General features: G+C 38.8%; 25 protein-coding genes, 1 tRNA gene and 1 CRISPR repeat array (1 of these 27 only partly in view). Of the genes, 17 read left to right on the top strand and 9 right to left on the bottom strand.

The features are described 5' to 3' along the window. Nucleotides 1–2,078: direct repeats of the CRISPR family, unit length 46 nt; unit sequence CCTGTGAATCCTGATTAAAAATACAATTCTGAAAGCAATTCACAAC; it reaches 928 nt to the left of the window's first position. A 372-nt stretch (nt 2,079–2,450) separates the two neighbouring features. From RM549_RS09680 to RM549_RS09645, 8 genes are all read left to right on the top strand, one after another. Further along, nucleotides 2,451–3,689 (top strand): phage integrase SAM-like domain-containing protein, encoded by a 1,239-nt coding sequence (locus RM549_RS09680; RefSeq protein WP_311684172.1) that lies wholly within the window; start codon nt 2,451–2,453, stop codon nt 3,687–3,689. 146 nt (nt 3,690–3,835) lie between these two features. Then, nucleotides 3,836–4,561 (top strand): hypothetical protein, encoded by a 726-nt coding sequence (locus RM549_RS09675; RefSeq protein ID WP_311684170.1) that lies wholly within the window; start codon nt 3,836–3,838, stop codon nt 4,559–4,561. Between the two features lie 114 nt (nt 4,562–4,675). After that, a complete protein-coding gene (locus RM549_RS09670; RefSeq protein ID WP_311684168.1) occupies nt 4,676–4,906 on the top strand; it encodes a helix-turn-helix domain-containing protein in 231 nt (76 codons plus the stop codon). A gap of 5 nt (nt 4,907–4,911) precedes the next feature. Further along, on the top strand, nt 4,912–5,706 hold the full coding sequence (locus tag RM549_RS09665) for a phage replication protein O (protein WP_311684166.1): 795 nt from the start codon (nt 4,912–4,914) through the stop codon (nt 5,704–5,706). Then, complete coding sequence (locus RM549_RS09660) at nt 5,699–6,364, top strand: P-loop NTPase family protein (protein WP_311684163.1); 666 nt, start codon at nt 5,699–5,701, stop codon at nt 6,362–6,364. Before RM549_RS09665 ends, RM549_RS09660 begins: the two co-directional genes overlap by 8 nt. Nucleotides 6,365–6,705: 341 nt before the next feature. Next, nucleotides 6,706–7,002, top strand: coding sequence for a mobilization protein MbpA (mbpA, locus tag RM549_RS09655; RefSeq protein WP_311484064.1), 297 nt, complete (start codon nt 6,706–6,708; stop codon nt 7,000–7,002). Beyond that, nucleotides 6,999–7,862: a relaxase/mobilization nuclease domain-containing protein gene (locus tag RM549_RS09650; RefSeq protein ID WP_311684161.1), complete on the top strand. Its 864-nt coding sequence runs from the start codon at nt 6,999–7,001 to the stop codon at nt 7,860–7,862. The genes mbpA and RM549_RS09650 overlap by 4 nt, the downstream gene beginning before the upstream one ends. Nucleotides 7,863–7,879: 17 nt before the next feature. Further along, entirely contained in the window at nt 7,880–8,269 is a 390-nt protein-coding gene (locus tag RM549_RS09645) for a DUF6730 family protein (protein WP_311684159.1), read from the top strand. 456 nt (nt 8,270–8,725) lie between these two features. Here RM549_RS09645 and RM549_RS09640 read toward each other — a convergent pair whose 3' ends face one another. Continuing rightward, a complete protein-coding gene (locus tag RM549_RS09640; RefSeq protein ID WP_311684158.1) occupies nt 8,726–9,622 on the bottom strand; it encodes a helix-turn-helix domain-containing protein in 897 nt (298 codons plus the stop codon). A gap of 208 nt (nt 9,623–9,830) precedes the next feature. Between RM549_RS09640 and RM549_RS09635 the strand changes: the two genes are divergently transcribed. The 8 genes from RM549_RS09635 (at nt 9,831) to RM549_RS09600 (ending at nt 17,237) form a co-directional block, all read left to right on the top strand. Beyond that, complete coding sequence (locus RM549_RS09635; RefSeq protein WP_311684155.1) at nt 9,831–11,087, top strand: DUF418 domain-containing protein; 1,257 nt, start codon at nt 9,831–9,833, stop codon at nt 11,085–11,087. 124 nt (nt 11,088–11,211) lie between these two features. Beyond that, complete coding sequence (locus RM549_RS09630; protein ID WP_311684153.1) at nt 11,212–12,060, top strand: aldo/keto reductase; 849 nt, start codon at nt 11,212–11,214, stop codon at nt 12,058–12,060. A gap of 22 nt (nt 12,061–12,082) precedes the next feature. Continuing rightward, on the top strand, nt 12,083–13,267 hold the full coding sequence (locus tag RM549_RS09625) for an aldo/keto reductase (RefSeq protein ID WP_311684152.1): 1,185 nt from the start codon (nt 12,083–12,085) through the stop codon (nt 13,265–13,267). 159 nt (nt 13,268–13,426) lie between these two features. Next, nucleotides 13,427–14,524 carry an alpha/beta hydrolase gene (locus tag RM549_RS09620; protein ID WP_311684151.1) on the top strand — a complete coding sequence of 366 codons (1,098 nt, stop codon included), beginning with the start codon at nt 13,427–13,429 and terminating at the stop codon, nt 14,522–14,524. 27 nt (nt 14,525–14,551) lie between these two features. Further along, nucleotides 14,552–15,391, top strand: coding sequence for a DUF4440 domain-containing protein (locus RM549_RS09615; protein WP_311684148.1), 840 nt, complete (start codon nt 14,552–14,554; stop codon nt 15,389–15,391). 33 nt (nt 15,392–15,424) lie between these two features. Then, entirely contained in the window at nt 15,425–16,060 is a 636-nt protein-coding gene (locus RM549_RS09610) for a flavodoxin (protein ID WP_311684146.1), read from the top strand. Nucleotides 16,061–16,074: 14 nt separating this feature from the next. Continuing rightward, complete coding sequence (locus tag RM549_RS09605) at nt 16,075–16,635, top strand: carboxymuconolactone decarboxylase family protein (RefSeq protein ID WP_311684144.1); 561 nt, start codon at nt 16,075–16,077, stop codon at nt 16,633–16,635. Further along, nucleotides 16,566–17,237: a (R)-mandelonitrile lyase gene (locus RM549_RS09600; protein ID WP_311684142.1), complete on the top strand. Its 672-nt coding sequence runs from the start codon at nt 16,566–16,568 to the stop codon at nt 17,235–17,237. The genes RM549_RS09605 and RM549_RS09600 overlap by 70 nt, the downstream gene beginning before the upstream one ends. Before the next feature lie 426 nt (nt 17,238–17,663). Here RM549_RS09600 and RM549_RS09595 read toward each other — a convergent pair. Beyond that, nucleotides 17,664–17,748: transfer RNA gene (locus RM549_RS09595), tRNA-Leu, on the bottom strand. Nucleotides 17,749–17,875: 127 nt separating this feature from the next. Between RM549_RS09595 and RM549_RS09590 the strand changes: the two genes are divergently transcribed. After that, nucleotides 17,876–19,270: a dipeptidase gene (locus tag RM549_RS09590; RefSeq protein WP_311684140.1), complete on the top strand. Its 1,395-nt coding sequence runs from the start codon at nt 17,876–17,878 to the stop codon at nt 19,268–19,270. 227 nt (nt 19,271–19,497) lie between these two features. On the opposite strand, the gene RM549_RS09585 is transcribed toward RM549_RS09590, so the two are convergent. The 7 genes from RM549_RS09585 to RM549_RS09555 all read right to left on the bottom strand — a co-directional run bounded on the left by RM549_RS09585 (nt 19,498) and on the right by RM549_RS09555 (nt 25,566). Then, nucleotides 19,498–20,076 (bottom strand): PhnA domain-containing protein, encoded by a 579-nt coding sequence (locus RM549_RS09585; RefSeq protein WP_311684138.1) that lies wholly within the window; start codon nt 20,074–20,076, stop codon nt 19,498–19,500. Nucleotides 20,077–20,339: 263 nt separating this feature from the next. Beyond that, the gene (locus RM549_RS09580; protein WP_311684136.1) at nt 20,340–21,344 is read right to left on the bottom strand and encodes a metal-dependent hydrolase; all 1,005 of its coding nucleotides are present in this window, start codon (nt 21,342–21,344) and stop codon (nt 20,340–20,342) included. Between the two features lie 340 nt (nt 21,345–21,684). Then, nucleotides 21,685–23,463 (bottom strand): MutS-related protein, encoded by a 1,779-nt coding sequence (locus RM549_RS09575; RefSeq protein ID WP_311684134.1) that lies wholly within the window; start codon nt 23,461–23,463, stop codon nt 21,685–21,687. Continuing rightward, nucleotides 23,460–23,822 (bottom strand): MmcQ/YjbR family DNA-binding protein, encoded by a 363-nt coding sequence (locus tag RM549_RS09570; protein WP_311684132.1) that lies wholly within the window; start codon nt 23,820–23,822, stop codon nt 23,460–23,462. Before RM549_RS09570 ends, RM549_RS09575 begins: the two co-directional genes overlap by 4 nt. A 24-nt stretch (nt 23,823–23,846) precedes the next feature. Next, complete coding sequence (locus RM549_RS09565) at nt 23,847–24,464, bottom strand: DUF4230 domain-containing protein (RefSeq protein ID WP_311684131.1); 618 nt, start codon at nt 24,462–24,464, stop codon at nt 23,847–23,849. 2 nt (nt 24,465–24,466) lie between these two features. After that, nucleotides 24,467–24,817: a DUF4260 domain-containing protein gene (locus RM549_RS09560; RefSeq protein WP_311684129.1), complete on the bottom strand. Its 351-nt coding sequence runs from the start codon at nt 24,815–24,817 to the stop codon at nt 24,467–24,469. Continuing rightward, the gene (locus tag RM549_RS09555) at nt 24,817–25,566 is read right to left on the bottom strand and encodes a cyclase family protein (RefSeq protein WP_311684127.1); all 750 of its coding nucleotides are present in this window, start codon (nt 25,564–25,566) and stop codon (nt 24,817–24,819) included. The genes RM549_RS09560 and RM549_RS09555 overlap by 1 nt, the downstream gene beginning before the upstream one ends. Nucleotides 25,567–25,933 lie beyond the last annotated feature (367 nt).

Genomic DNA, 25,933 nt, shown 5'->3' with positions numbered 1-25,933 from the left:
AAAATACAATTCTGAAAGCAATTCACAACTCTCATCTCCGTCACCTTTAAATATTTTATCCTGTGAATCCTGATTAAAAATACAATTCTGAAAGCAATTCACAACTGTTATCGATAAGCTCTTTGGATATCTCAGCCTGTGAATCCTGATTAAAAATACAATTCTGAAAGCAATTCACAACCCATTTGCCCCGTTCTTTTCTTTGGTCTTGCCTGTGAATCCTGATTAAAAATACAATTCTGAAAGCAATTCACAACCTGCAGAGTTGGGTGATGCTATTAAGAAACCTGTGAATCCTGATTAAAAATACAATTCTGAAAGCAATTCACAACCAATATTCCTTGATCTGTTTAGCTCCAAAACCTGTGAATCCTGATTAAAAATACAATTCTGAAAGCAATTCACAACCGTTGGTACCCGGTTTAACCGATTTATAACCCTGTGAATCCTGATTAAAAATACAATTCTGAAAGCAATTCACAACACGTTCACTTTGTAACCCTTACTTACTCCCCCTGTGAATCCTGATTAAAAATACAATTCTGAAAGCAATTCACAACAGTGGGCGAGTATGGTACTCGGTCACATCGCCTGTGAATCCTGATTAAAAATACAATTCTGAAAGCAATTCACAACCTACGGTCGTAACTACGGCAATGATAGATGCCTGTGAATCCTGATTAAAAATACAATTCTGAAAGCAATTCACAACGCATTTCCATTTCTTCTTCGGGGATGCCTACCTGTGAATCCTGATTAAAAATACAATTCTGAAAGCAATTCACAACTGGTAGTTATCTCTGGCCAATCACTTGACTCCTGTGAATCCTGATTAAAAATACAATTCTGAAAGCAATTCACAACGCATTCTGCATTTTACTTGAGAAGTCCTTTCCTGTGAATCCTGATTAAAAATACAATTCTGAAAGCAATTCACAACAGTTTCCGGCTCGCCATTAATAAGCCTGCACCTGTGAATCCTGATTAAAAATACAATTCTGAAAGCAATTCACAACCCGGTGGACTTAAAATATTAAAAATTGCACCCTGTGAATCCTGATTAAAAATACAATTCTGAAAGCAATTCACAACTAGTTCCTGGAAGTCTTCTACCAACGAAATCCTGTGAATCCTGATTAAAAATACAATTCTGAAAGCAATTCACAACCATTCCGGTTAAGGCATCTGAAACCATTGGCCTGTGAATCCTGATTAAAAATACAATTCTGAAAGCAATTCACAACAAGCCAGCGATGGACTTTAATAGTATGAGCCTGTGAATCCTGATTAAAAATACAATTCTGAAAGCAATTCACAACCCTTTATATGGGACGATGATTCAGAAGAACCTGTGAATCCTGATTAAAAATACAATTCTGAAAGCAATTCACAACAGGAGCCTGTTTGCTTTGCCTTGACGCCAGCCTGTGAATCCTGATTAAAAATACAATTCTGAAAGCAATTCACAACAAGCACCTCCTGCACCTCCTGCACCTCTGGCCTGTGAATCCTGATTAAAAATACAATTCTGAAAGCAATTCACAACCCCTGGCCTGCTGCAGTCCCTCAGCTTTGTCCTGTGAATCCTGATTAAAAATACAATTCTGAAAGCAATTCACAACTGTGCTTACGCTCACCTTTTGCGGGCTTCTCCTGTGAATCCTGATTAAAAATACAATTCTGAAAGCAATTCACAACAGCGAATTACCAATGGTGTACGAGGCTATACCTGTGAATCCTGATTAAAAATACAATTCTGAAAGCAATTCACAACTGGTTGCATTGAAATGACACACACTCAAGCCCTGTGAATCCTGATTAAAAATACAATTCTGAAAGCAATTCACAACAGGTTACTGTTATAGATGGTGAAATATTAACCTGTGAATCCTGATTAAAAATACAATTCTGAAAGCAATTCACAACTAACATCTAATTGTGCCATAAAATTAGTTTCCTGTGAATCCTGATTAAAAATACAATTCTGAAAGCAATTCACAACCAAGTTCGAAAGTTTGCTTTTTCGGGGCGGCCTGTGAATCCTGATTAAAAATACAATTCTGAAAGCAATTCTATGATTAAAAATAATCAACCAATCCTAATATTTCGATAAAGTCTGTTGTTTCTTCTAACTTCAATTTATGCTAAAATAAATCAATTCATTAAAACTCAAGAAATGTTGTACCTATGTTGTACCAAAACAAAAAAGCCGACTCTTTCAAGTCGGCTTATCCCTTTGTGCGGGCGGAGAGACTCGAACTCTCACACCGTAAGGCACTAGATCCTAAGTTCGATTTATATAGAAACCAAAGGAATATAAAAGAAGCTAAAATACTGTTTTACTGATGTTTAACTTATAGAAAGATGTCAAATAAATCCAAAACAATTCAACGAATGTGTTACCTATGTGTTACCCAGAATTACTAACTTAGTAATCTAAACTAAAAATCATGGTTCATCTAAAGGCAATTTTACATCCTAAAAAAGTTAAAAAGGAGAAAACAATATACAGGCTAGCTTTAAGAGTAACTAATTTCCGTAAACGTAGCTATTTCCATCTTGGCTATAACATTGATCCCAACGATTGGGATGAAAAAGCTGAAAAAGTCAAAAAATCTCATCCTAAATACCAGCACTTAAATCGATTAATTCGGAAAAAATACGATCAGTTGGACGATATTATTTATGAAGCGGAGCGTAACAAAACGCAATTATCTGCGAAACAAATTACAGATAAAATAAGAGATAATACTAGGAACAAATCCTTCTTTGATTTTGCCAAGGAACATGTGGAAGATTTAGAAAAATCCAAAAAATTTAATCGTGCTATTTCCGACCGCTCTAAAGCAAAAAATATTAAAGAATTCACTAAAGGAAAAGATGTCTTATTTCAGGAAATTGATGAAAATTTTTTAAGGCGGTTTAAAATTTACCTTAAAAATGAAAAGAACAATTCTGAACGATCTGTGATGAATTCATATGTGTTTATTAGGCTGCTTTTTAATCGTGCTATTAAAAATGGCATAATCGACCAAAGTTTTTATCCTTTTGGTAGAGGAAAAATACTCATTAAATATCCTGAATCATTAAAAATAGGTTTAACTGAAGAAGAAATTCTTAAAATCGAACAATTAGATTTACAAACACATACTCCGTTGTGGCATACAAGAAATATTTTTTTATTCTCCTTTTATTTAGCTGGGATTAGAATTACAGATGTCCTTCACCTTAAATGGAATGACATAATTGAGGACAGGTTATTATATAGAATGAAAAAAAATGCCAAACTTGATTCACTAAAACTGCCGGAAAAGGTTATAGTAATCCTGAAGTTTTATCGTGAAGATCAGAGGTCCTATGCTGATTTTATCTTTCCTGAACTTAAAAAAGTTGGAGATGATGAAACTAAACAAAAATACAGCATAATAAAGGGCGCTATTAAAAAACACAATTCTAATTTGCAGAATATTGCCAAGCTTGCAGAAATTGATAAAAAAATTACTAACCACATTGCAAGACATTCTTTTGGAAATATTGCCGGAGACAAGGTTTCTCCACAAATGCTGCAGAAGCTATATAGACACAGTAGCTTGAGTACGACAATTGGATATCAGGGGAACTTTATTCACGCTTCCTCCGATCAGGCCTTGAATGAAATTTTAAAATTTTCTACTGAAAAGAAAAATTAATTAATGAAAATCTTGATTTAAATTACTTTATTATAGAGAAACAAATAATTCTTTCACAATTCCCATCCTACTGTAAGCATAAATATTTAAACCAATCTATTCTTTCTTTTCGTTATATTTAATTAGTTAACAGTAAGAAAGATAACATGTTTTTGGAGCGTATCGCAGTTATTACTCTTCAGCTGAGGGCAAAGCTCCAGGATTCTTTTAATTATGTATTGCGGGAAACAGATTCACAACTTGGCCAGGTATTAATTACCTGCTGTTTTTTCTTTTTGACGACCCTCCTATATTTTGTCTGGACTACTCCCTCCAGTTTGTGGATTCAGATAAGTTTTACAGTTATTTACCTGATTTCTTTTTTATTAAGCATGGCAGCCGTTTATTTCTTTGTTAGAAGAAAAAGGATCAGAAACAGATTAAATACCCTGGAAGTATATTCCATAGATGACGATGTGCAAGAAAAGTTTCAGCATTTTGACCTTAGGGTTATTCAATTAAACAAAGATCAGGCAAATGCTATTTTTGAAGCTTTCTCAGTAAAGCATTTCTGTGGAAGTTATAAGAGCTTTCAATCTCTAATCCTACTGGAACCAATTTCATTCAAAGAGCGCCTGGAATGGAAGGATCCTTCTCCTAAGAGTCAGAAACAGGTAAACCGACAAACTTTATTAGAGTTTTTAAGCCAGCTGATGATCGGATTTGAACGCCTGGAAAACCATCAAATGATGCAACTGGTCGAACATTATTTCATCCTTAAAAATTCAGAGGGTACCGAGCAAACCTTATCTACCAAAAATATTTCCGACTGGAGAAATAACAAAGCCACTTACCTAAAAGATATCTCCGGGATTTTTAAAATTAACCTATAGGTAATTACCCCTTGATTACCTGTTACCATATTGATTTACAGCGATTTTAGTTAGTCATTTGTTTCTATAACCAGAAGTTAGCATTAGTGGCTGTCTTCATTAAGAATAGAACTTATGGATGATTTAAAATTAGAAGATCGATTGCTGCGCATTGAACAATTGCTTGCCGCAAACAAGGAAGTTTTGACCCTGGAGGAAGCTTGTGATTATACCGGGATTTCCCAAAGCTATATGTACAAGCTTACCTCTGCTGGAAAAATCCCCCACTCTAAACCTAGTGGTAAGATGATCTATTTTGAAAGGGTCAAACTGAATTCCTGGCTCCTGAGAAATTCAAAATCTTGAACGCTATGAACGGCTACGAATTTTCCAGGGCATGGTTCGATTTCAGTTTTGTTAACCCAGATAAAGTGAAGCCAGTCCATTCCGCTATTTACTTCTTTGCCATAGAGCGTTGCAATCGGCTCGGATGGAAAGAAGAATTTGGTTTCCCTACAGACCTTGCAATGGAAGCGCTGGGCATCAGGAATTACAGAACCTATGTCAGTGCGCTCCAGGATCTTGTGGATTGGAAATTTCTAAAGTGGATCCAAAAAAGCAAGAACCAGTACACTGCCAATATCATTGCTTTGGTAAAAAACACCACAGCACAATCCAAAGCATTGGATAAAGCATTATCCACGCAGTGTACAAAGCAAGTACGGAGCATTGCGAGTATAGATAAACAATTAAACTATAAACCAATAAACCTTAAAACTTTAGATAAAAAACAATTTTCAAAAATTGAAAAATCTGAAATTCCAGAATGTTACCTGGGTTCTTATCAGTGGGCATGTAAATTCCAGGAGCTCTTTTTAAAAAACTTAAAAAACAAAGGAGCTCCTTTGAAAAGAACGGAGATGGCAAGATTCAAGGATTGTGTGGCACCTATCCGGCTAATGATTGAAAAAGATGGTGTTTCAGAGGCTCATTTACAGCTCGCTTATGAGCTACTTAATGGCCCTGATGAGTTTTGGAAAGGGATTATCCTGGATACCAATAAGCTAAGGGTGAAAATAGGACAATTGATCGCGCAGGGAAAAAAGCCGGTGAAAATAAAAACTATGGATCTGATGGTCCAGCATAAAATCCAAAGTTATGATTAGTACACACTCCCAAACCATTTTACAAAAGGTTTTAGCAACCAAAAAAGAAAAAGCAAATCAAAGCCTTTTGGTTGACAAAAAGGTTTTTTGGAAACTGTTTCGCAGTCATTTCCCGGAATTTCAAATAACACCTGAAAACCAACAAATAACCTTTAGCATTTTCCGCTACTTTCTGCAGCTGCCTAACTTTAATGAATTTGGTGTAATTAAAAATAAGGCAGGACTTGATAAAGGCTTGTTGGTATATGGTGACTATGGTGTAGGCAAATCAACGCTTTTTGATGCCATTCATGCCGTTGGGAAAGTGGTTTGGAAGCATACCGAAAGCACCCAACTTTGGTTCCCAAGCATATCGACAGTTCATATGCTAACACGGTATTACGAATCACAAAAAGATAACACCAGCAATTTTAAACTGGAAAGTTACTACCATGGAAAGTTGTACCTGGACGATCTGGGAAAAGAAGATAAAGCATATAACCGGGAAGAGATCATCGGAAAGTTACTTTTTGAGAGACATCGCCGGAAATTAAAAACATTTGTAACCACCAATGAAAATCCATCGGCTATAGCTGCCAGATATGGTAACCATATTGGGGACCGGCTTCCGGAAATGTTCAATATTATTAAGTGGGAAGGAAAGAGCTGGCGGGAATGATTAATGATAAAAGTCCTCACCACATTTTCCACGATTTCGCAAAAGCTACATCTTAGGAAAAAGAGGTTCGTCCAGAAAGAGGATTTGGAAGTAAGCCAAAATTTAAATGGCTATTAGAAAACATATTAATTCAGAGTTCATAATTTATTAATACCCACCTGACATTAAAACTTTTGGCTTACCTCCGCAAACATTTTCATTGATTTTATAAAGATGAAGTTTAGGATAAGAACAGTAAACGCCTATCGGAGAATTTCAGTTGAAATAGTAAAGCAAGATGTGTCATTGTCATGACATTCTTGCTTTACGCCCGGAGGTTGCAAAGACTTTAAAAGAAAAAAATGAAGAGGGAATACATCCAGATCCGTTGCTCGATTTACGAGAAGAAGCTGCTCAAAAGAAGAGCGGCCAGGGCAGGAATTTCCCTTTCAGAATATCTCCGTTCCACTGCTTTTGAAAGAAATATTGTAGAACGGATTACCCCAGAGCAGTTGGAATACTACCGGATGTTGGTGCAATACAAAAATAACTTTGCACGGATAAGCAGCATGTTTAAAAAGCGGGATCCCAAATTGGCTGCAACGGTGGAGAAGCTGGCGGAAGAAATCAGGAACCATTTAAAAAACTTTAAAAAATGATAGGGAAAGGACATTCAATTTCCAGCACAAAGGTATCCATATCCTATGGCTGGAATCAGGAAAAAGAAGCTGAAGTAGTGCTGAAAGAACATTTGGCCGGAGATACTCCCGCGGAAATAACGGAAGAGTTCAAAATTATCCAGTCGCAAAATGAGCGCTGCCACAACAACACCTTAAGCTTTATAGTTAGCCCATCAATAGAGGACGGAAGGGATTTAACCAAAAAAGACCTGGAAGAAATCGCTAAGAAATTTTTAAAGGAAATGAACCTGCAAAACAATCAGTCCATTGGGTTTGTTCACCGAGATAAAGCGCATACCCATATTCATATCTATACCAATAGAATTGGCTTTGATGGCAAGGCTTACAATGACAGCTTTATCGGAAAACGAAGCCAGATAGCGGCAGATAATGTAGCAAAGGAATTAGGGTTTACCAGGGCGCGGGAAAAACAACAGGATAGGCTTCAGGAATTAAAAAACCTTCGACAGGAAATCAAAATTATACATGAACGGGTGCTCCAAACAAGGCCAAAGTCACTGGATGAATATATGAGCAAAATGAAATCTCATAAAGTGGAAGTGATTCCCACTGTCAATAAATCCAATCAACTGCAAGGGTTTCGTGTGGAATACAAAGGAGTAAATCTCAAAGCAAGCGAGGTGCACCGGGACATGAGCGGCAATAGACTTATTGCGCAAATTTCTCAAAACAGAAGTCTTACCAGGTTAAAGGAAGCACCAAAAAGTCTGCTGATAATGAACAAAACGGTACAGTTAAGTTCTAACCTGAGCACTAAAATAGCCAAAGAACTTATTAAGGGAGTTCTGAAAGCACTGGATACTGGTATAGGAATATAATTTTAAAATTTTGAGCGATGAAAAAACTAGACGAGATTATGGAACTGATGGCCGATGAAATGGCTGATTTTAAAACTACTGTTCTGGAGCTTCAACAACTTTCGGATAAACTATTTGATCTCAGCATTCCAATTACAACTGAAGTTCTGGAAAAAGAATTAAACATCTTTCTGAAAAAGCAGGAAACGGAAAGCCAGGAAAGGGATGAAATTTTAAAAGGCATCGATAAGAAACTAAAGAATGCCAGGCTGATACCTAATTATCTGCTAATCCTTTTCGGTATCATGGGAATACTTGCTTTAAGTTTAGTAGGATACTTTAGTTACACCTCCAAAGAAAAAACAGAGCAGAACTTTGAAGTCTACCGGATGATCAGGGAATCTCAAAATAAGCTATATGAAGATTAGTTCGCAGCATATCCGGAAATTAAAGAGGATTATTGCCAGTGGCTAGAGAGTGGATACCAGGGTTTGTAATGACAAATGGCCTGTAGCAAAAATTAGTAAATTTGCGGCAAATGGCCTGAAATCCCCAATAAAACCATTGAAATTTGCGGCAAAAAATTAGTGAAAAATAAAAGCAATTTTTTAGATCAGTGGATAATGAGTGGATATTCCAGTAAATGGGCTCAAAGCCCCTGAAAACAGGCTGAAATTTACTGGTAATATAAAACAGAAGTAGGATGCGCCCTATGCTGTTTTTACTTAACGCTTAACTTCCCGTACGCTATAAAAACAGCACAGGAACCTCGCGCAGGTAAGGTTATGGTAGATATGGGGCATTACTTAATTGTTGAGATATTGCTTTGAAGTTTATTTCCTGCAGTTACAAAATAGTAACAACTGGAAATCTATCTTTCTGCACTAGTTCATCATTCTGTAATCGTTTGGAGGTAACCCCACCCGCTGCTTGAACAGCCGGGTAAAATGCTGGGGATATTTGAAACCCAGCTCATAAGCTATCTGACTCACCGATTTACTATGGTCAAAGATTCTTTCCTTGGCCAGGTCAATCACCTTAGACTGAATGTATTCCTGAGCCGATTTTCCTGTTTCCTTTTTTATCAGATCTCCAAAGTAATTTGGTGATAAATTCAATTCTTCAGCACAATAAGCTACAGAGGGCAATCCTAATGTTTGAGGCTTATCTGTTTTAAAATAACCATTCAATAAATCTTCAAATCTTTCCAGGATACCTTTATGCACATTTTCCCGGGTTATAAACTGGCGGTCGTAAAAACGTACGCAATAATTCAAAAGTAATTCTATATTGGAAGCAATAAGACGCTTACTATGATTATCTATAGATTGTTCCAATTCATATTCAATCTTCGAAATACAATCAAGAATTAGCTTTCTTTCCCGTTCAGATAAATGAAGGGCTTCATTAGATTGATAGCCAAAAAACGTATAATCCTGCATACGATTTGCAAGTGGTGTTCCCAGTAAGAGATCTGGATGAAAAATTAAAGCCAAGCCTTTCGGTTGATATAATTCTCCTGTATTGTCTACACTCACAACCTGCCCGGGTGCAATAAAAACGAGTGTTCCTTCCTGATAGTCATAGGTGTGACGGCCATATCGAAGGTTTCCACAATTAACTTCCTTCAGGAAAATAGTATAAAACCCAAAATACATATTGGAGGCTCTTCGTGGATCTGCTTTTGACACATCCACCACGCTTACCAGTGGATGCAGGGTTCCATTATTGTTGAATACGTTATAGTCATTTATTGTTTCAAATCGTCTTAACTCATCCATAGCCATGCCTATTTATATTGTTCAAAATTAAGAATTTATCACCGGCTAATTTCCCTTAAAGTCCAAAATCAGTAATAATGGTAAGACAATCTGTAATACGTATACAGTAAAGGGAATTTAGAATAAGGATTTTTGCAAAAGAAGAAAGGTGGAAAAGAAAGTTACATCTTCAAATTCCCAAAAATGGATCCAAAATTTAGATACCAACATGACTGAGACTAAATCTATTTCATCACCGCTAAAGCGAATTACTGTTTTAGATGCCTTAAGAGGTTTTGCATTATTAGGAGTTGTTCTTATTCATATGCTTCAAAATTTTGGGATTTATTCAATACCATCAGACCAAAGTGAACCGTTATTTCCGGCTTTAGATGAAGCTATTCAATGGATTGGCCGAAATATAATAATGGGAAGGTTTATAAATATTTTTGCCTTCTTATTTGGTCTAAGTTTCTTCATTCAAATGGATAGTGCAGCAAAGAAGGGTATAGATTTTCGGAAGCGGTTTGTGTGGAGAATGTTTATTTTACTGGTAATAGGGGTCATCGCCCATTCTTTTTACAGCCTTGAAATTTTATCGGTTTATGCTGTTTTTGGATTATTAATGATCCCGCTTTATAAAATCAAAAATTGGGTTTTAGTTTTATTGGCCTGTTTGCTATTAATTGGAACACCAAGAATTATTCAGGCTACAATAAGTAATAGTGAATATTCTGAGCAAGTTGACGTGACGGCAGGCAACGATCCTGAGCAAGAAGAAAACGTGGCCCCGGAATATATAGCAAATCCTTCCTTTCTAAATTCTGCTGAATACCATTATTCTGAACGCTTTCAGGGAAAATTGAATTATCAGTTTGGCCTGATAGGTCGCGGATATGTAACTTTTGCGCTTTTTCTTCTTGGGTTGGTCGTGGGGCGTATTCGCTTTTTTGAAAGCGTAGATAACAATAAAAAAAGAAATGATTTTCTCCTCCTGGGATTCACTTCAGGAGTGCTTATTGTCAACTGGATTCAAAGCATACTTCCAGAGGTCAATACCCGTCAATTATTTAACCCCGAAGAAAATTATATATCCCAAACCCTTTTAACTGTACAGGCTTTGGATGATATAGGCCTGGTGCTTTTTTCAGGAGCTTTAACAATGGGATTTATAATTATTTATCAGACCGAAATAGTAGGTAAATATCTGGATGTCCTCTCACCCTATGGGCGAATGGGTTTAACCAATTACCTGATGCAAGGTTTAATAGGAAGCTTTTTATTTTCTATGTGGGCTTTTGGTCCAACTTTTAGTGGTTGGAATCCTACAAAGTTGTTTTTACTTGGAATTGTAATCTACGTGGCGCAAATCATATTCAGTAAATTCTGGCTTAAGCACTTCCTGTATGGTCCTTTGGAATGGCTATGGCGTTCAGCAACTTATTTGAAACAACAGCCATTCCGAAAAAGAAAAGCAAGGAAGTAAATCAATAACAACGAAAGGGTAATATCCTATCTTCTCAATATCAGTAATAATGGTATGACTATCCGTAATCTGTATACAGTTAAGACAATAGGAAATAGGGAACTTTGAAATATAAATAGAAAATATGGAAAAGATTAAATTAAACAACGATGTGGAAATGCCAATTCTTGGATTTGGAGTATTTCAAATCCCGGATGCAGATGAATGTGAAAATAGTGTATCTGAAGCTATAGAAACAGGTTACCGTCTTATCGACACGGCTGAAGCATATCAAAATGAAGAAGCTGTTGGTAAAGCTATTAAGAGAAGCGGTGTGCAAAGAGAAGACTTGTTTATTACAACAAAGGTTTGGGTTCAGAATGCCGGGTATGAAAAAACAAAAAAGGCATTTCAAAAATCCCTGGAGCGACTGCAGTTAGACTATTTGGATTTGTACCTGATCCATCAGCCATACGGGGATGTTCACGGTTCCTGGAGAGCTATGGAGGAATTGTACAAAGAAGGAAAAATAAAAGCCATTGGAGTAAGCAATTTTCAACCGGACCGGTTAATGGACCTGATGATTCACAATGAAATAAAGCCTACAGTAAACCAAATAGAAACCCACCCCTTCCATCAACAAACAGAAGCCAATAGCTTTCTTAAAGAGAATGATGTTCAACACCAAGCGTGGGGGTCTTTTGCCGAAGGTAAAAACAATTTATTTAAAAATGAGTCATTAGCGTCAATAGGTCAGAAGTATAATAAATCTGTTGCACAGGTCGTATTAAGATGGTTAGCTCAAAGAGGTATTGTTGCCCTCTCAAAATCTGTTCATAAGAAACGCATAGAAGAGAACTTTAATAGCCTCGATTTTCAATTAAGTAAAGAGGATATGGAAACCATTACCAAACTGGATCAAAAGCAAAGCTTGTTTTTTGACCATCGTGATCCAGAAATGGTGAAGTGGTTAGGAACAACCAAAATAGAATAGTAACTTTTTAAATTAAGAGATTATGGAGAATAAAAATTCAGAAAATTTGTGGAGAGGAAATATTGTAAACAGACGGAAATTTTTGGGCAGGTCGGCTATTGCAAGTTTGGGTCTTGCCTTGAATCCATTCTCCATGGTTGCCCATGGAGAAACTGGGGCTGCAAACAACGGTGAAGGCAAAACCTTCACCGGAACAGCACCTAATCGCCGAAAATTGGGAAATCTGGAGGTTTCCGCCCAGGGGCTGGGAGGTCTTCCGGTGGTCGGGTTCTATACCAGTGGTGTCCGTGATCAGAGCCTGGTAAACAAACTTTACAGGGAAGCTTATGACAATGGTGTAACATTTTTTGACACTGCCGAAGTATATGGGCCTTTAACTAATGAAAAACAGGTAGGGGAAGCGGTGGCACCATTTCGAAAAGATGTGGTACTTGCAACTAAATTTGGTTTTGATGTAGATCCCGATACAGGGGAAAGAAGAGGTATAGACAGCCGTCCCAAAACTATCCGAAGATCAGTGGAAGGCTCGCTTAAAAGATTAAAAACAGACTATATTGACCTGTCGTATCAACATCGTGTTGACCCCAATGTCCCTATTGAAGACGTTGCAGGCACCATCCAGGATTTGATGAACGAAGGTAAAGTGCGGAACTGGGGATTATCTGAACCGGGTTTGAATACCGTTCGTAGAGCTCACGCTGTGCAACCCTTGTCTGCTGTTCAGAATGAATATTCACCCTGGAGCCGCGATCCTGAAACCGATATTTTACCTCTGTGTGAAGAACTGGGGATCGGCTTTGTTCCTTGGTGTCCTTTAGGTTATGGCTTTTTTGCCGATGCGATAAATGAAAACTCCCGATTCTCTGAGGGTGATTTCCGGGCTATTTTACCACGAATCACTCCAGAAAATATTCCTCAAAACCTTGAAATGCTTTATTATATTGAGGAATGGGGACTGCGAAAGAATGCTAGTCCTTCGCAAATAACCCTGGCTTGGTTGCAAGCTCAAAAGCCCTGGATAGTGCCTATTCCAGGAACTTCAAATTCAGTACACCTTAGGGAAAACATAAGGGCAAATGATATATCTTTTTCTTCGGAAGAATTAAAAGAGTTTAATTCCGGCATTTCAGATATTACAATTGCAGGTACAAGGAATGCACAGGGGGTAATGGACGCTATGGGTGTGGAAGCACCTTCCGAAGGTTAAGAAATGGCAGTTAATTCCACTACGGACTTTTTGTCTCGTTCTCCATCAAGAAAGGCATTTTTTGAAGGCCTGATTAGTAGAATTGATTAAAAAAAAGGTATTTTATGTAGCATTTTCTACATAATCAAATATAATATTTGCAGGTGAACAATTAATATTATGAAACAAACAATTTCTTTTTTCAAGCCTTTATACCTGTTTTTACTAATAATTTCCATGAATTCCTGCAGCTCCTCAGAGAGCAGTATAATTAAAATTCAGGAACAGGGAAGTTTCGCAGTGGGGGGTACAGTAAAAAAGAGCCCTGGCACTTTTGATCCTGTAGAACACGGGGCTTTTAATCCCGGCAATCAAAGTACAGAGGGCCAAACATTGCACGGCGATCACGCGACTGTGTTTTACCAAAAGCCTGTGAATGCACGGGAACTCCCGCTGGTATTCTGGCACGGATTCGGACAATCAATGAGGACCTGGCAAACTACACCAGATGGCAGGGAAGGATTTCAAAGTATTTTTCTTCGGAAAGGTTTTCCGGTGTATCTAATTGATCAGCCAAGAAGAGGTTTGGCCGGAAGGGGTACTGAAGGAACTACAATTTCAGCCGCAACAGATGATCAGCTATGGTTTGGGATTTTCCGCTTAGGAATGGGAACTGAATTTTATGAAGGAGTTCAATTTTCTAAAGATCCACAGGCGTTAGATCAATTCTTTAGACAAATGACGCCCGATACCGGGCCGCTTGAGATTGATTTAAATATAGCAGCTGTTTCTGCTTTATTTGACAGAATGGGACCTGGCGTTTTAGTTACTCATTCTCATAGCGGTGGCCAGGGCTGGCTTACTGCTTTACAAAATCAAAATATTAAAGGAATCGTTTCTTATGAACCGGGGAGTAACTTTGTATTTCCTGAAGGTGAAGTACCTGAACCTATGCCTTATCTGGGCGGGCAATTGAGCGCCCGGGCTGTTCCAATGGCTGAATTTGAACGCCTTACGGAAATTCCCGTTATCATCTACTATGGCGATTACATTCCTGAAGAAGTTACCAAAAACCCCGGAAAGGAACAGTGGCGGGTAGCACTTGCCATGGCAAAGAAATGGACTGAGACAGTTAACAAGTACGGTGGGGATGTAACATTAGTCCCACTTCCGGAAATTGGATTGGAAGGAAATACCCACTTCCCCATGTCCGATCTGAACAATAAAGAAGTGGCAAACCATTTATTTGAGTGGTTAAAAGAAAAAGGACTGGATTAAAAACAACAAAATTCAAAAACTCAAAATATGAAAAGCATACAAAATTGGTTTCTGATGTTCGTTTTGGGATTGTTAATTCCAAATTTGCTGTTTGCTCAGGAAAGTATTTTTCCTAAGGGTGAAAAAGCACCTAATGTTAATCATACAGGGGAGGTGTGGCTGAGCCATGTGTTTGATGCCGATGAAACTTTCGATTTTAACATCTCTCAGGTCGTATCTGCTGAGGGATCTAAACTGAACTGGCATTTGCATCCTGAAGGACAATTACTATTAATAACTCACGGGGTTGGTTATTATCAGGAAAAGGGAAAAGAAGTTATGGTGGTACGTGCCGGAGATGTTGTGAAGTGTCTTCCAAATGTGGAACACTGGCATGGTGCTACCCCCAATAATCCGGTTGCTTATCTGGCAATAAGTGGAAATGCACCTACAGTATGGACAGATACTCTAACTGCAGAAACTTATAATGCGCTAAAAACTCCTGACTTATCACAAAAAGATACGGAGCAGGAAATCATAGAACTTTCTAAAAAGAAATGGGAATGGATGGCAGACAAGAATGCCGATGCTTTGGCAGAGCTCTTCCACGAAAAATCGCAGTTTGTTCATATGGGTGGAAGCTGGGGCAAAGAGCGTGAGGTGGAAGTCATCAGGTCCGGCGGCATACACTATAAAAATGCCGATATACATGAAGTTTCAGTAGATGTCATGGGGAATACTGCTATTGTTTTAAACCGAATCACCTTGTTAGCCGTGGTTGGGGGAAATGAAGTGACCAACCCTTTTATAGTTACAGAAGTGTATAAGAAAGAAAATGGAGACTGGAAATTGGCTAATATGTCCTTTGTACGGCAGATGGGAGATTAAGTAAATTAAATTCAAAAAAAAAAAAAGATTAAGATGAAAAGTCACTTATATCCTGCACTGCTGTTTTTCCTATGTCTGAATATTTCCTGTAATGGTAAATCTACAAGTCAGCCTCAAGATGAAGAAACTATAGCACAGGAAAGTTCCAATATATTGATTGTTTATTTATCCAGAACAAATAACACGGAAGCGGTGGCTGAAATGATCCAGGATTTTGTTGGAGGCGAAATGGTGGAACTACAATTAAAAGATCCGTATCCTGAAAATTACCAGGAAATTGTTGACCAGGTGGACAGGGAGAATAAAAGTGGATATTTACCTCCTTTAGCAACTGAAATAGAGAACATTGATCAATATGATACCATATTTATAGGTTTTCCTACCTGGGATATGCAATTGCCTCCGCCAATGGAATCTTTCCTGCATCAATATGATCTGAGCGGTAAAACTGTAATTCCTTTCAATACCAATGGAGGATACGGGATAGGTAGCAGTTTTGAAGATGTACAACAAATAGCAAATGAAAGCAGGATCTTAGAAGGTTTTTCCGTTGAAGGAGGGAGCGAAAGAGATGGGGTATTATTGGCAATCAAGGATGAAAGAGCAAGAGAAGTCTGGGAAGAAGTGAAAGATTGGCTACAAAAAATAGGGGTTTCAGAAAATCCATAAAACAAGTTCAGTTTATGAGAAAGAAAAGAATACAAATAGTACTAGCTCTTTTAATGACACTATTTAGTGTTGTTGAAAAAAATCATGCACAAAACAATATCGATGACACTGAGACCTTAACAGAAGAACAGAAACATATCATCCCTATTTCAGCATTTACGGCACAAGGGAATCAGGAGAATTTAAGATCAGCTTTAAATGAAGGTTTGGATGTCGGTCTAACCATTAACGAAATAAAAGAAGTGCTGGTTCATTTATACGCCTATACAGGTTTTCCGCGGAGTCTTAATGCATTGGGAACATTTCAGTCGGTTTTGGAAGGACGGAAAGAAAAAGGCATCAAAGATGAAGAGGGAAGAACAGCATCTCCCCTTCCTGCTAATAAGACCAGCAGGGAATTGGGTTCTGAAGTTCTAGTTGAATTGGTAGGAACAAGTGAAGCTTCGGGAGTACGGGAGTTTGCCCCCGTTGTGGATCAGTTTTTAAAGGAGCACCTATTCGGGATTTGTTTGGAAGAGATGTTCTGGATTTTGAGGCGCGAGAAATTGCCACTATTTCTGCCCTGGCCAGTATGAGCGGGGTCAAAGCTCAATTAGGATCGCACCTGAATGTGGCCAGGAATATTGGTTTTACCGATGAGCAGCTAAAGGAACTCGCCTTGCAAATAGCTCAAAAAGTAGGCTGGCGGGAAGGGCAGGTGATTTCAGAAGTATTAGCAGAAAAACTTAATGTCCAGACTGATGCTATTTTAGATAGAGAGACAAAAGAAAACAACATCAAGGATGCCCAGGTTCAAAGGCCATTTTCAAAGGGCAATAAAATTGAAAGTGAAAATTTTACCGGTACCGTTTGGGTAAATATGCTTGCGCCAAACCATACTATTCATAATATTTCTATGGGGAATGTCACTTTTGAACCCGGTGCGAGATCAAACTGGCACTACCATCCCGGCGGACAGGTATTAATTATAACTCACGGAAAAGGCCATTATCAGGAAGAGGGAAAGCAGGTCCAAGTCATTAAGGCAGGTGAAGTAATAAAATGCCCACCCAATGTAAAACATTGGCATGGAGCATCACCAGGAGAATCAATGACTCATACCGCAATAAGCACCAACATAGATCAAGGGGGCGTAGTGTGGTTGGATAAAGTAACTGATGAGGAATATGAAAAATAGAACCGAGTCTTTATTTAATTTTGTTTCAGCAAGACAAAAAATTCTGAGATCCAATTTATTTTAAGTGGAAAACCTGCCCGGCCTTTAGGGGACAGTCCACGCCTATACACGGGAAAAAAAAGACCATTTCACCCAGGTTCAGGTTTTAGAGCGGATGTAAAAATAGCAATTATTCCTTACAGCCGGGTCTTCCCCCCGTCTCGATTATCTTAAACAACTGGTGAATTTAGGGAAATATCTTCCTCTATAGATTAACCACAATTTTTGCCTAAACACAACAATCAGGCTTGATCCCCGAAATATCTCTGTACAAATTGGAAGCCTACACCCTTGGCTTATGATCAATAACTAAATTTTTCCCTAAATTGTGTTACCCCTGTGTTACCCAAACAAAAAAGCCGACTCGTTAAAGTCGGCTTTTTCCTTTGGTGCGGGCGAGAGGACTCGAACCTCCACACATTGCTGCACTAGATCCTAAGTCTAGCGTGTCTACCAATTCCACCACGCCCGCTTTTCTGGACAAATCTGCTATCCGTTATTTGGTTAGCGGATGCAAATATACATAATAGTTTCAATTTTCAAATAGTCAAGATAAAAAAATTCAAATTATTACCTTTGGAGGAATCTAAAACCACAAAATGAAAGACATCAAAGGATACATAGAAGAAAATAAAGACCGCTTTGTTCATGAATTAATTGACTTGCTAAAAATTCCCTCCATTAGCGCAGATTCAAATTATAAAAAGGATATGCTGAAGACAGCCGAAGCGGTTAAACAAAAACTGCAGGATGCCGGTTGTGACCTTGTCGAAATCTGTGAAACTCCGGGGCATCCTGTTGTTTACGGAGAAAGAATAATCAGCAAAGATTTACCTACAGTTCTGGTTTATGGTCATTACGATGTTCAGCCGCCAGATCCATTGAATCTTTGGGAGAATCCGCCGTTTGAACCGGTGATCAAAAACACAAAAATTCATCCTGAAGGGGCTATTTTCGCCCGTGGCGCCTGCGACGATAAAGGTCAGATGTATATGCACGTGAAGGCACTGGAATATATGACCAAAAACAACGAGCTGCCCTGCAACGTAAAATTTATGATTGAAGGGGAAGAAGAAGTGGGAAGTGAACATCTGGGCTGGTTTATAGAGCAAAACAAGGAAAAACTTGCCAATGATGTGATCCTTATTTCCGATACCGGAATGATTTCCAAAGAAACTCCTTCTATTACCACCGGACTTCGCGGACTCTCCTATATTGAAGTTGAAGTTACAGGACCTAACCGCGACCTGCATTCCGGGTTATATGGCGGTGCTGTGGGGAATCCCATAAATATCCTTAGCAAAATGATTGCATCCCTTACAGATGAAAATAATCATATCACCATTCCGGGGTTTTATGACAAAGTTGAAGAGTTAAGTGAGGAAGAGCGCAAGAAAATGGCCGAAGCTCCTTATAATGAAGAGGAATATAAAGACAAACTGAAAATTAATGACGTCTACGGCGAGGCTGGTTATTCTACTCTGGAAAGAGCTTCTATTCGCCCAACTTTGGATGTAAACGGAATCTGGGGTGGTTATATTGGCGAAGGCGCGAAGACTGTGCTTCCTGCAAAAGCCTTTGCTAAAATCTCCATGCGACTGGTGCCAGATCAGGATTGGAAAGAAATAACCCAGCTTTTTAAAAAGCATTTTGAAGCAATAGCTCCTAAAGCGGTTACCGTAGAAGTAAAACCTCACCATGGCGGCTATGCTTATGTAACACCTATCGATAATGTTGGTTTTAAAGCAGCGAGTAAAGCTTATGAAGAGACATTTGGCCAAACTCCAATTCCGCAAAGGAGTGGCGGCAGTATCCCCATAGTTTCTCTATTCGAAAAAGAGCTGAAAAGTAAAATTATCCTCATGGGCTTCGGACTGGATACCGATGCCATCCACTCTCCAAACGAACATTTCGGAATCTGGAATTACCTGAAAGGAATAGAAACTATTCCGTGGTTTTATAAGTATTTTACGGAACTGAAAAAGGAGGAATAATCACTATCAACAGTTTAAACCTCACAGGTTTCCAAAACCTGTGAGGTTTTTGATCGTATTAAGTGTTTTCCTTTGATTTTAAGCTGAAGAAGTTTGTCCTGTACTGAAGAAGGTTTCGACAAGCTCAACCTGACAGGGTTCAGCGGCAAACAAAAGAAAAGATAACTACATTCAAACGTGACAGGTTTTGAAAACCTGTCACGTTTATATTCCCGAAGGTATCGTCATCAGACTTTTTTGACAAATTTCGTCAGGATCACGATTTGCTGCCCTTCCACTTTTCCTTCTATTTGTTCCGGGTTATCGTGCACCAGTGAAACTCTGCGAACGGCAGTACCTCGTTTGGCGGTTATATTTGACCCCTTTACATTCAGATCTTTAGTGAGAACCACGGTATCACCAGCTTCTATCACAGCTCCGTTACTGTCTTTATGTACAATTTCTTCAGATTTTGCATCAGAATTTTCACCGGACTTTGCCCAGGCTTTTAGCTTCTCGTCCATATACATCATATCGAGCAAATCCTGCGGCCAGCCTTCAGCACGTAAACGGTTAAGCATTCTCCACGATACTACCTGAACTGCTGGAACCGTACTCCACATACTATCGTTTAAGCAACGCCAGTGATTTGGCTCTACTTTTTCGGGATCTTCAATCTGTTCCAGGCAGGTGGAACAAACCAGAATACTCGCTTCTTCACCTTCTACCGGAGACGCGGGTACTTCGTAAACCTGAAGATTTTCAGTATTTCCACACAACTCGCACTTAGAGTCACTCCTTTGCTGTAATTTTTCCTGTAATTCCATTGGTTGATTTGAATGCGCAAAAGTAAATGAATCGGTGGAAGTTTTACGATAAACTTGTAACTCAAATGTCACATCGAGCGCAGTCGAGATGCTAGATCCTATTCCTGATTTTCATTCCCCTATATTTACAGCCGAAGTAAGATCTAAATCCGATAATTGCCATTTTAAGAGTATGCCTTTAGAGTTTAAAATCTGTGGTATTGAAAAATAAAAAATTTCATAATTTGCCCTTTATTAAACTTTTCACTTTCCACTCAAAAAACTTAATTCCCTAAAATCCGTTCTCCCAGGTCTGCCAGTAATTTTTTAGCATCACCCCTGCTCTTTTCCACTTCCTTCGCTCTTATCGTTCCATTCTCCGGAATAAGCTCATAACTAAACACAAAATTTTCATCTTTGGAAGCAGGCTCTAACGTTCCAAAACGGAGATCGTTAAAAAATAGTTTTCCGTCTTTTTCTGAAATAGTGTACCAGCCATTGCTGATGTCGATAAGCCGCTGAACATTTTTATCGTCCTTTAGATCTCCTAAGAAATGATGATTTTTAGGATATTCATAGTACTGAACGGGCTGGGAATCGAAAATGGAATAATCCCCTATCAGAAATTTATCTTCTAATTTCACATTTGCCGTCCAAAGAATCGTATTTAAAGGAGCCGGTTTTGTTTCTATATCTTCATAAGAAATCCCCTGACTTTCAAGTGAATCAGTAAACTTTCCATATGAATAGCCCTTTAGCAGTAGAGTTACCACAAGCAGATAAAAACTACTTATCCGCAGCCCCCAATAATTCAGTTTTCGTCTTTCGGGAGAAGTTCTCTTTTTCCGCATTGCAAGAATCAGGAATACGAGAAACGGAAGTGTATAAAGAGGATCGATTACAAAAATGTTCTTGTAGGCAAGTCTCAAATCCAACGGCCATAGGAGCTGAGTTCCCCATGTGGTGTGTGCATCGAGTAACGGATGCGTGACCAGGCCCCAGAACATCAATTTGGACCAGTCCTTCCAATTGGCTTCAGAATTCTTTTCTATTTTCGAAATTAGCCAGCCGAAAACGGGTGCAAAAAGAATAGAAAATACAATGGAATGACTAAAGCCACGATGAATTTCAATAGCCGTGATCGTATCTGTAAAATAGCCCACGAAGGTATCTAAATCTGGGATTGTCCCTGCAATCGCGCCGTAAAGCATAGCTTTGTTTCCGACTTTCTTGCCCAGCACCACTTCTCCTACAGAAGCTCCTAATACGATTTGTGTTATTGAATCCAAGTACTATTATTTTGAATGATGAATTTTAAATTTTGAATTATTGTAATATGATATATCCCTGTTCGTTCGTGAAGTCAGGCTGAGCCTGTCGAAGCTACTTCAATTCTACACTTCGCCAAGGAACCATAAATGTCACATCGAGCGGAGTCGAGATGCTTGTGACTCAAGATTCCGATCCATAAACTTTTCACTAAGTAACCCACCCTTCGACTCCGCTCAGGGGGACAGTCACTTCAATCCAGCCTGGAGTTGTCATTCTAAAACTTACAACAGACAACCTACCCTTCGACAAGCTCAGGGTGACACCGGAACTCCGAACAAAGAACTACAAACTACAAACTCACTCGTCCACAATTTCCATCTTCCGGAGTAGAAAAGAGGCATTCATATTTTGGCAAATTCCGTTTTTGAATTGATAGTCGAAATTGAGTTCGTCGTTAATGATTTCAGCATCAAAATAGTGGTTTTTCACTTCTGGTAATTCCGAAGAAATTTCGCATAAACTCAGATCGTGAGTGGCGATGATTCCGGTGGAATGCGATTTTAAAAGTTTCCGGACAAACTTTTTACTTCCCGTAGCTTTATCCGTACTGTTAGTCCCCTTCAGGATTTCGTCTAAAATGATAAAATAGCGGTCGGTTTTCACTTTATCTACTATAAACTTCAGGCGTTTTAATTCCGAAAAGAAATAAGACTCGTCATCATTTAATGAGTCGCTGGTACGCATGCTGGTAATCAACTTAATTGGTGAATACGTGCATGCTTCAGCACAAACCGGAAGCCCAATATTACTCATCACGATTTGCAGAGAAACGGTACGCAAAAATGTACTTTTTCCGGCCATATTTGCCCCGGTGATGATAAAGAATTCTTCATTATTAATGTTGAAGTCGTTCGCTATCCTTTTTTCCGGATTTAGAAGCGGATGCGCCAGATTTTTTGCTGAAATCCCGGTATTTTCAATACTAATCTTCGGAAAAACATACTGCGGATGGTTAAAAGCAAAATTGCCCAGTGAATTATAAGCATCTGTAAATTCTATAATTTCGAACCAGTTTTCCACATTTTGACGATAATTGCCAATCCAGCGCTCTAACTTATAGGACTGCTGCAAATCCCAAAGCAGGAATCCATTGGCAAAAAAGCCAAATAACATATTATTCCGTTGATCCAGAGCATCAATAGCTTTAGAAAACTTCCTGAAGATCGCTGAAGCCTTTTCTTTCTCAGAACGGATCATGTTTTGGTTCTTTTTCAGGATTTCTGAAGTAAAATCTTCATCTTCTATAAGCCCCAGCAGCCTGTGGTACTGGTGAAAAGTATCCTGAACCTTGCTTACGCTACCGGAAAGCAAATTTATCCTCTTCAGGAAGTATCCGGTAGTGAGAATCCCCACCAAAAACCACAGCAGCAGGTGAATTCCTTTAATATAATCAAAGGCATAGGCTAAAATGGCAATTATCGATATTATACTGAAGACCGTTGGCAGCCATTTCATAAATGCAGGTACGAAAAACCGGTAATTTTTAAACCAGTTGAGTACGGTGGCAGATGCGGTTTCGGTTTTCACCAATCTCGCCAAAGCAGTAAATTCCTGTCGCCAGGTGGACTTTTCAGCGAGTTCTTTTATAGCTTCCTGCTTACTTTCTATACCATCAATGGAATTTTCTTTAAGGATTGCGGCGAGCTTATTGGTGCCCTCGTGTAAGGCAGTCCGGTTGAGATATTGGAAAAAAGATCCTCTCCCAAAAAGATCGATATCCTGACTGTAAACATGTACAGGATCGTCATATTCACTTCCTGAAGGCAAATCCTGAAAATTGCGAGTCTTCAGGATATCAATTTCGGTTTCATTGATTTTTATGAGCTCCTTCTGTTTATCGCTCTTTTCTTTAATATCGCTATGCCTGGAAACAAGGAACAGGAAAATGACAATTCCGCCGATAATTACCGGAACCAACACATTTACATTTCCGAAGAAAAAATAGATTCCGTAGCAAATTGCCAGAAAAACCAGCAATCTGATAAGACTGGAAAACAGTAATTTTTTGGAAAGTACAGCTAACTGCTGCTCGTGAATACTTTTTTGATGAGTGTAAAATTCTAAGGTATTTTTCATTCTAAATTCTCCAGTTCTTTTCTTTGTTTTCCGGTTAGCCCCGCCACGACGAGTTTATAGGAATGATTGGTTAAATTAAAAATCATTTCGGGACTCAGCCTGCCGCCTAAAATTAAGGTATTCCAGTGCTTTTTATTCATATGATAGCCCGGTAAAATACTTTCTTCATGCTCTTCCCGCAGCTCAATCGCTTTTTCGGGATCACATTTTAGATTAATGCGCAACGGAACATCATTTAACGAAGCGAGTGCAAACATCTTGCCCATAACTTTAAAAACAAGATTATCGGGTCCAAAAGGAAGCTCTTCGGTCGCCGCTTTCTTGGCGAGGCAGTAATTTCTAAAGGTTTCGATGTTCATATTGCCAGGTTTTAAGAGCGCAACCTACGATTTCAGTTTCTTATTTTCTTCGGCTTCTTTTAAAGTAAGTGCCGTGTAGTCCAGCTTCCAGCCAATGGTTTCCACGATTTTTTCCATAAGCAGAATGGTTCCCAGCGCCTCCTTTTTTGCCTGCTCAAATAGTCCGCTTTCCGGAATTTTATCTACAATATGTCTCTTTGCATCGCGGTTAATATCGGTTAAATCTGAAGTGGTAAAAGGATTCGCCCAGCCTTCACGTTTGTCGTAATACTTGAAATCTGTTTCTACGGTAAGCAATTCCGGTTGCGGAAAATTAGTGAGAATAATCCGTTTGGATTCCGTATCACTTTCCATGCTGATTTTACTTAAATCGAAACCAATATGCGCCTTGGCATTAATCAGGATTATGGCTTTCTTTTTTCCGAGGAAAAGACTTACATACCTTTCTTTTAGATTCTCGTAATGGTAAATTTCAGCGAAATCGCCTTCTACCGTAATAAATTTGCAAACGCTACGGATTTTATCCATTAGCACTACCGACTGTTCGCTGGTATTTTCCTTTGAACGGTTAGTATTGAATTTCGCAAAAATAAAATAAGCAACCACCGCACCCACGGCCAGCCCGATAAATAAAAGCTCCATAATTAATTACCAATTTCTCCCAGATGTGTGAATTTAAAGCCTTTTTCGTACTTGAGGCCATAGCCTAAAATACGATCAAAAGCCGAATGTGAAAACAAAATTAATCCTATTAATTGTAAAATCACGTTTTGGAGAGCAAAACCCACGATCCACAGCAAAATCGCCAGGCCTTTGTGATGAAAAATATTGTAAACAAAAGCTCCGGATTTGTTCCCTCCCAGGTAACCCAGCATTCCAATATCTGGCGCGAGTAAGAGTGCAAAAAACCACCACCAGGAAAGCCCCAGAAAGCTGAAGGCGTAAATGCCCAGCGCGAGCATTGCCATTTCTTCAAGTTGTAAAGTTATTTTCATTATTGCTGAATTTTATATAAAACCGGTTTTGCCGGGGAAGCGTCATTTTCAAAAGAAGCGATTTGCAGGTTTAGCAGGTATTCCCCGTCTGTAATATTGTTGGAAACATAGATAAATTCGGTGATTGTAGCTTCCGCCCGCGTATTTTTAGGATAATTCCAGAAGGCTTTATGCGCCAGCAATTTGCCGCCGTCGCGTTCTTTATCTACAGAAGGCAGGTCGATAAGCAAATGCTGCACTCCGCATTCCCTTATATACCGCGCCGCAGCTTCTTCCAGATACGGCCAGTTGGTATTGGAATATTTTCTGCTCCGCTTTTCGATGTAATTTGGCAGCGTTCTTACAATTAAAGATTCGGCTTCGTTTTTGGCAATTTTCGACTTTAATTGCGCTTCAGTAATTATTGAATCCTCTCCTCTTTTCTCTGGTTCTACGGAAATTAATTTAGCAATGAAAAAGAATTTTTTCAGGGTTTGATTAATGCTATGGAATTCCCGGGAGATATGCCCCACGCATTCGGTATGAGTGCCATGCGCATGCGGATTAAACCTGATATTATTGAAATTAACCGAAGCTCCCTCACTCACCCTGCCAATAAAATCTCCTTCTTTTACCGGATTTATTTCCGGCGCCGAAAGATACCAGGCAACGGGATTTTTACTGTCTCCGCGTAAACCAATAGAAATATCCAGCGGCTTCGACAGGTCGATATTGTAAGTTTTAGAGCCATGATCAATTTTTGCCTTCATACGGCTAAATTAGCGAAGCTTTTTCACTATTTTAAATGCTGAATTTTATATTTTGAATTAAGGCCGGAATTTGGTTGTGAGTTGTGGGTTGGCAGTCTTAGTCAAATTTGAAAGTATGGAATTCGATGTCCCCCAGAGCGGAGTCGAAGAGCTGTTTAAAAAAGTGGAAGTTGTGGGTTTTCTCAGTTCAGGGTTCGGAGTTCAGTTTGATTATTTTGAGTTAAGGCCGGAATTCGGTTGTAAGTTGTCTGTTGTGGAGTGTTTAGCAAAAAATATAAACCACCCTCCAAAAATGCCCCTTTTCGACCTGAAGAAACCTCTTTTCTCTATTCTCTATTTTCTGCTTTTTATCTTTTTCCTCCTTTTC

It is taken from the genome of Autumnicola patrickiae, assembly GCF_031846525.1.
Lineage (GTDB): Bacteria > Bacteroidota > Bacteroidia > Flavobacteriales > Flavobacteriaceae > Autumnicola > Autumnicola patrickiae.
This window is presented reverse-complemented; position numbering and strand designations above follow the sequence as displayed.

Excerpts from the sequence above, each read along its gene's own strand:
- RM549_RS09680 (WP_311684172.1), top strand. The coding sequence starts at position 2,451 with ATGGTTCATCTAAAGGCAATTTTACATCCTAAAAAAGTTAAAAAGGAG.
- RM549_RS09675 (WP_311684170.1), top strand. The coding sequence starts at position 3,836 with ATGTTTTTGGAGCGTATCGCAGTTATTACTCTTCAGCTGAGGGCAAAG.
- RM549_RS09670 (WP_311684168.1), top strand. The coding sequence starts at position 4,676 with ATGGATGATTTAAAATTAGAAGATCGATTGCTGCGCATTGAACAATTG.
- RM549_RS09665 (WP_311684166.1), top strand. The coding sequence starts at position 4,912 with ATGAACGGCTACGAATTTTCCAGGGCATGGTTCGATTTCAGTTTTGTT.
- RM549_RS09660 (WP_311684163.1), top strand. The coding sequence starts at position 5,699 with ATGATTAGTACACACTCCCAAACCATTTTACAAAAGGTTTTAGCAACC.
- mbpA (WP_311484064.1), top strand. The coding sequence starts at position 6,706 with ATGAAGAGGGAATACATCCAGATCCGTTGCTCGATTTACGAGAAGAAG.
- RM549_RS09650 (WP_311684161.1), top strand. The coding sequence starts at position 6,999 with ATGATAGGGAAAGGACATTCAATTTCCAGCACAAAGGTATCCATATCC.
- RM549_RS09645 (WP_311684159.1), top strand. The coding sequence starts at position 7,880 with ATGAAAAAACTAGACGAGATTATGGAACTGATGGCCGATGAAATGGCT.
- RM549_RS09640 (WP_311684158.1), bottom strand. The coding sequence starts at position 9,622 with ATGGATGAGTTAAGACGATTTGAAACAATAAATGACTATAACGTATTC.
- RM549_RS09635 (WP_311684155.1), top strand. The coding sequence starts at position 9,831 with ATGACTGAGACTAAATCTATTTCATCACCGCTAAAGCGAATTACTGTT.
- RM549_RS09630 (WP_311684153.1), top strand. The coding sequence starts at position 11,212 with ATGGAAAAGATTAAATTAAACAACGATGTGGAAATGCCAATTCTTGGA.
- RM549_RS09625 (WP_311684152.1), top strand. The coding sequence starts at position 12,083 with ATGGAGAATAAAAATTCAGAAAATTTGTGGAGAGGAAATATTGTAAAC.
- RM549_RS09620 (WP_311684151.1), top strand. The coding sequence starts at position 13,427 with ATGAAACAAACAATTTCTTTTTTCAAGCCTTTATACCTGTTTTTACTA.
- RM549_RS09615 (WP_311684148.1), top strand. The coding sequence starts at position 14,552 with ATGAAAAGCATACAAAATTGGTTTCTGATGTTCGTTTTGGGATTGTTA.
- RM549_RS09610 (WP_311684146.1), top strand. The coding sequence starts at position 15,425 with ATGAAAAGTCACTTATATCCTGCACTGCTGTTTTTCCTATGTCTGAAT.
- RM549_RS09605 (WP_311684144.1), top strand. The coding sequence starts at position 16,075 with ATGAGAAAGAAAAGAATACAAATAGTACTAGCTCTTTTAATGACACTA.
- RM549_RS09590 (WP_311684140.1), top strand. The coding sequence starts at position 17,876 with ATGAAAGACATCAAAGGATACATAGAAGAAAATAAAGACCGCTTTGTT.
- RM549_RS09585 (WP_311684138.1), bottom strand. The coding sequence starts at position 20,076 with ATGGAATTACAGGAAAAATTACAGCAAAGGAGTGACTCTAAGTGCGAG.
- RM549_RS09575 (WP_311684134.1), bottom strand. The coding sequence starts at position 23,463 with ATGAAAAATACCTTAGAATTTTACACTCATCAAAAAAGTATTCACGAG.
- RM549_RS09570 (WP_311684132.1), bottom strand. The coding sequence starts at position 23,822 with ATGAACATCGAAACCTTTAGAAATTACTGCCTCGCCAAGAAAGCGGCG.
- RM549_RS09565 (WP_311684131.1), bottom strand. The coding sequence starts at position 24,464 with ATGGAGCTTTTATTTATCGGGCTGGCCGTGGGTGCGGTGGTTGCTTAT.
- RM549_RS09560 (WP_311684129.1), bottom strand. The coding sequence starts at position 24,817 with ATGAAAATAACTTTACAACTTGAAGAAATGGCAATGCTCGCGCTGGGC.
- RM549_RS09555 (WP_311684127.1), bottom strand. The coding sequence starts at position 25,566 with ATGAAGGCAAAAATTGATCATGGCTCTAAAACTTACAATATCGACCTG.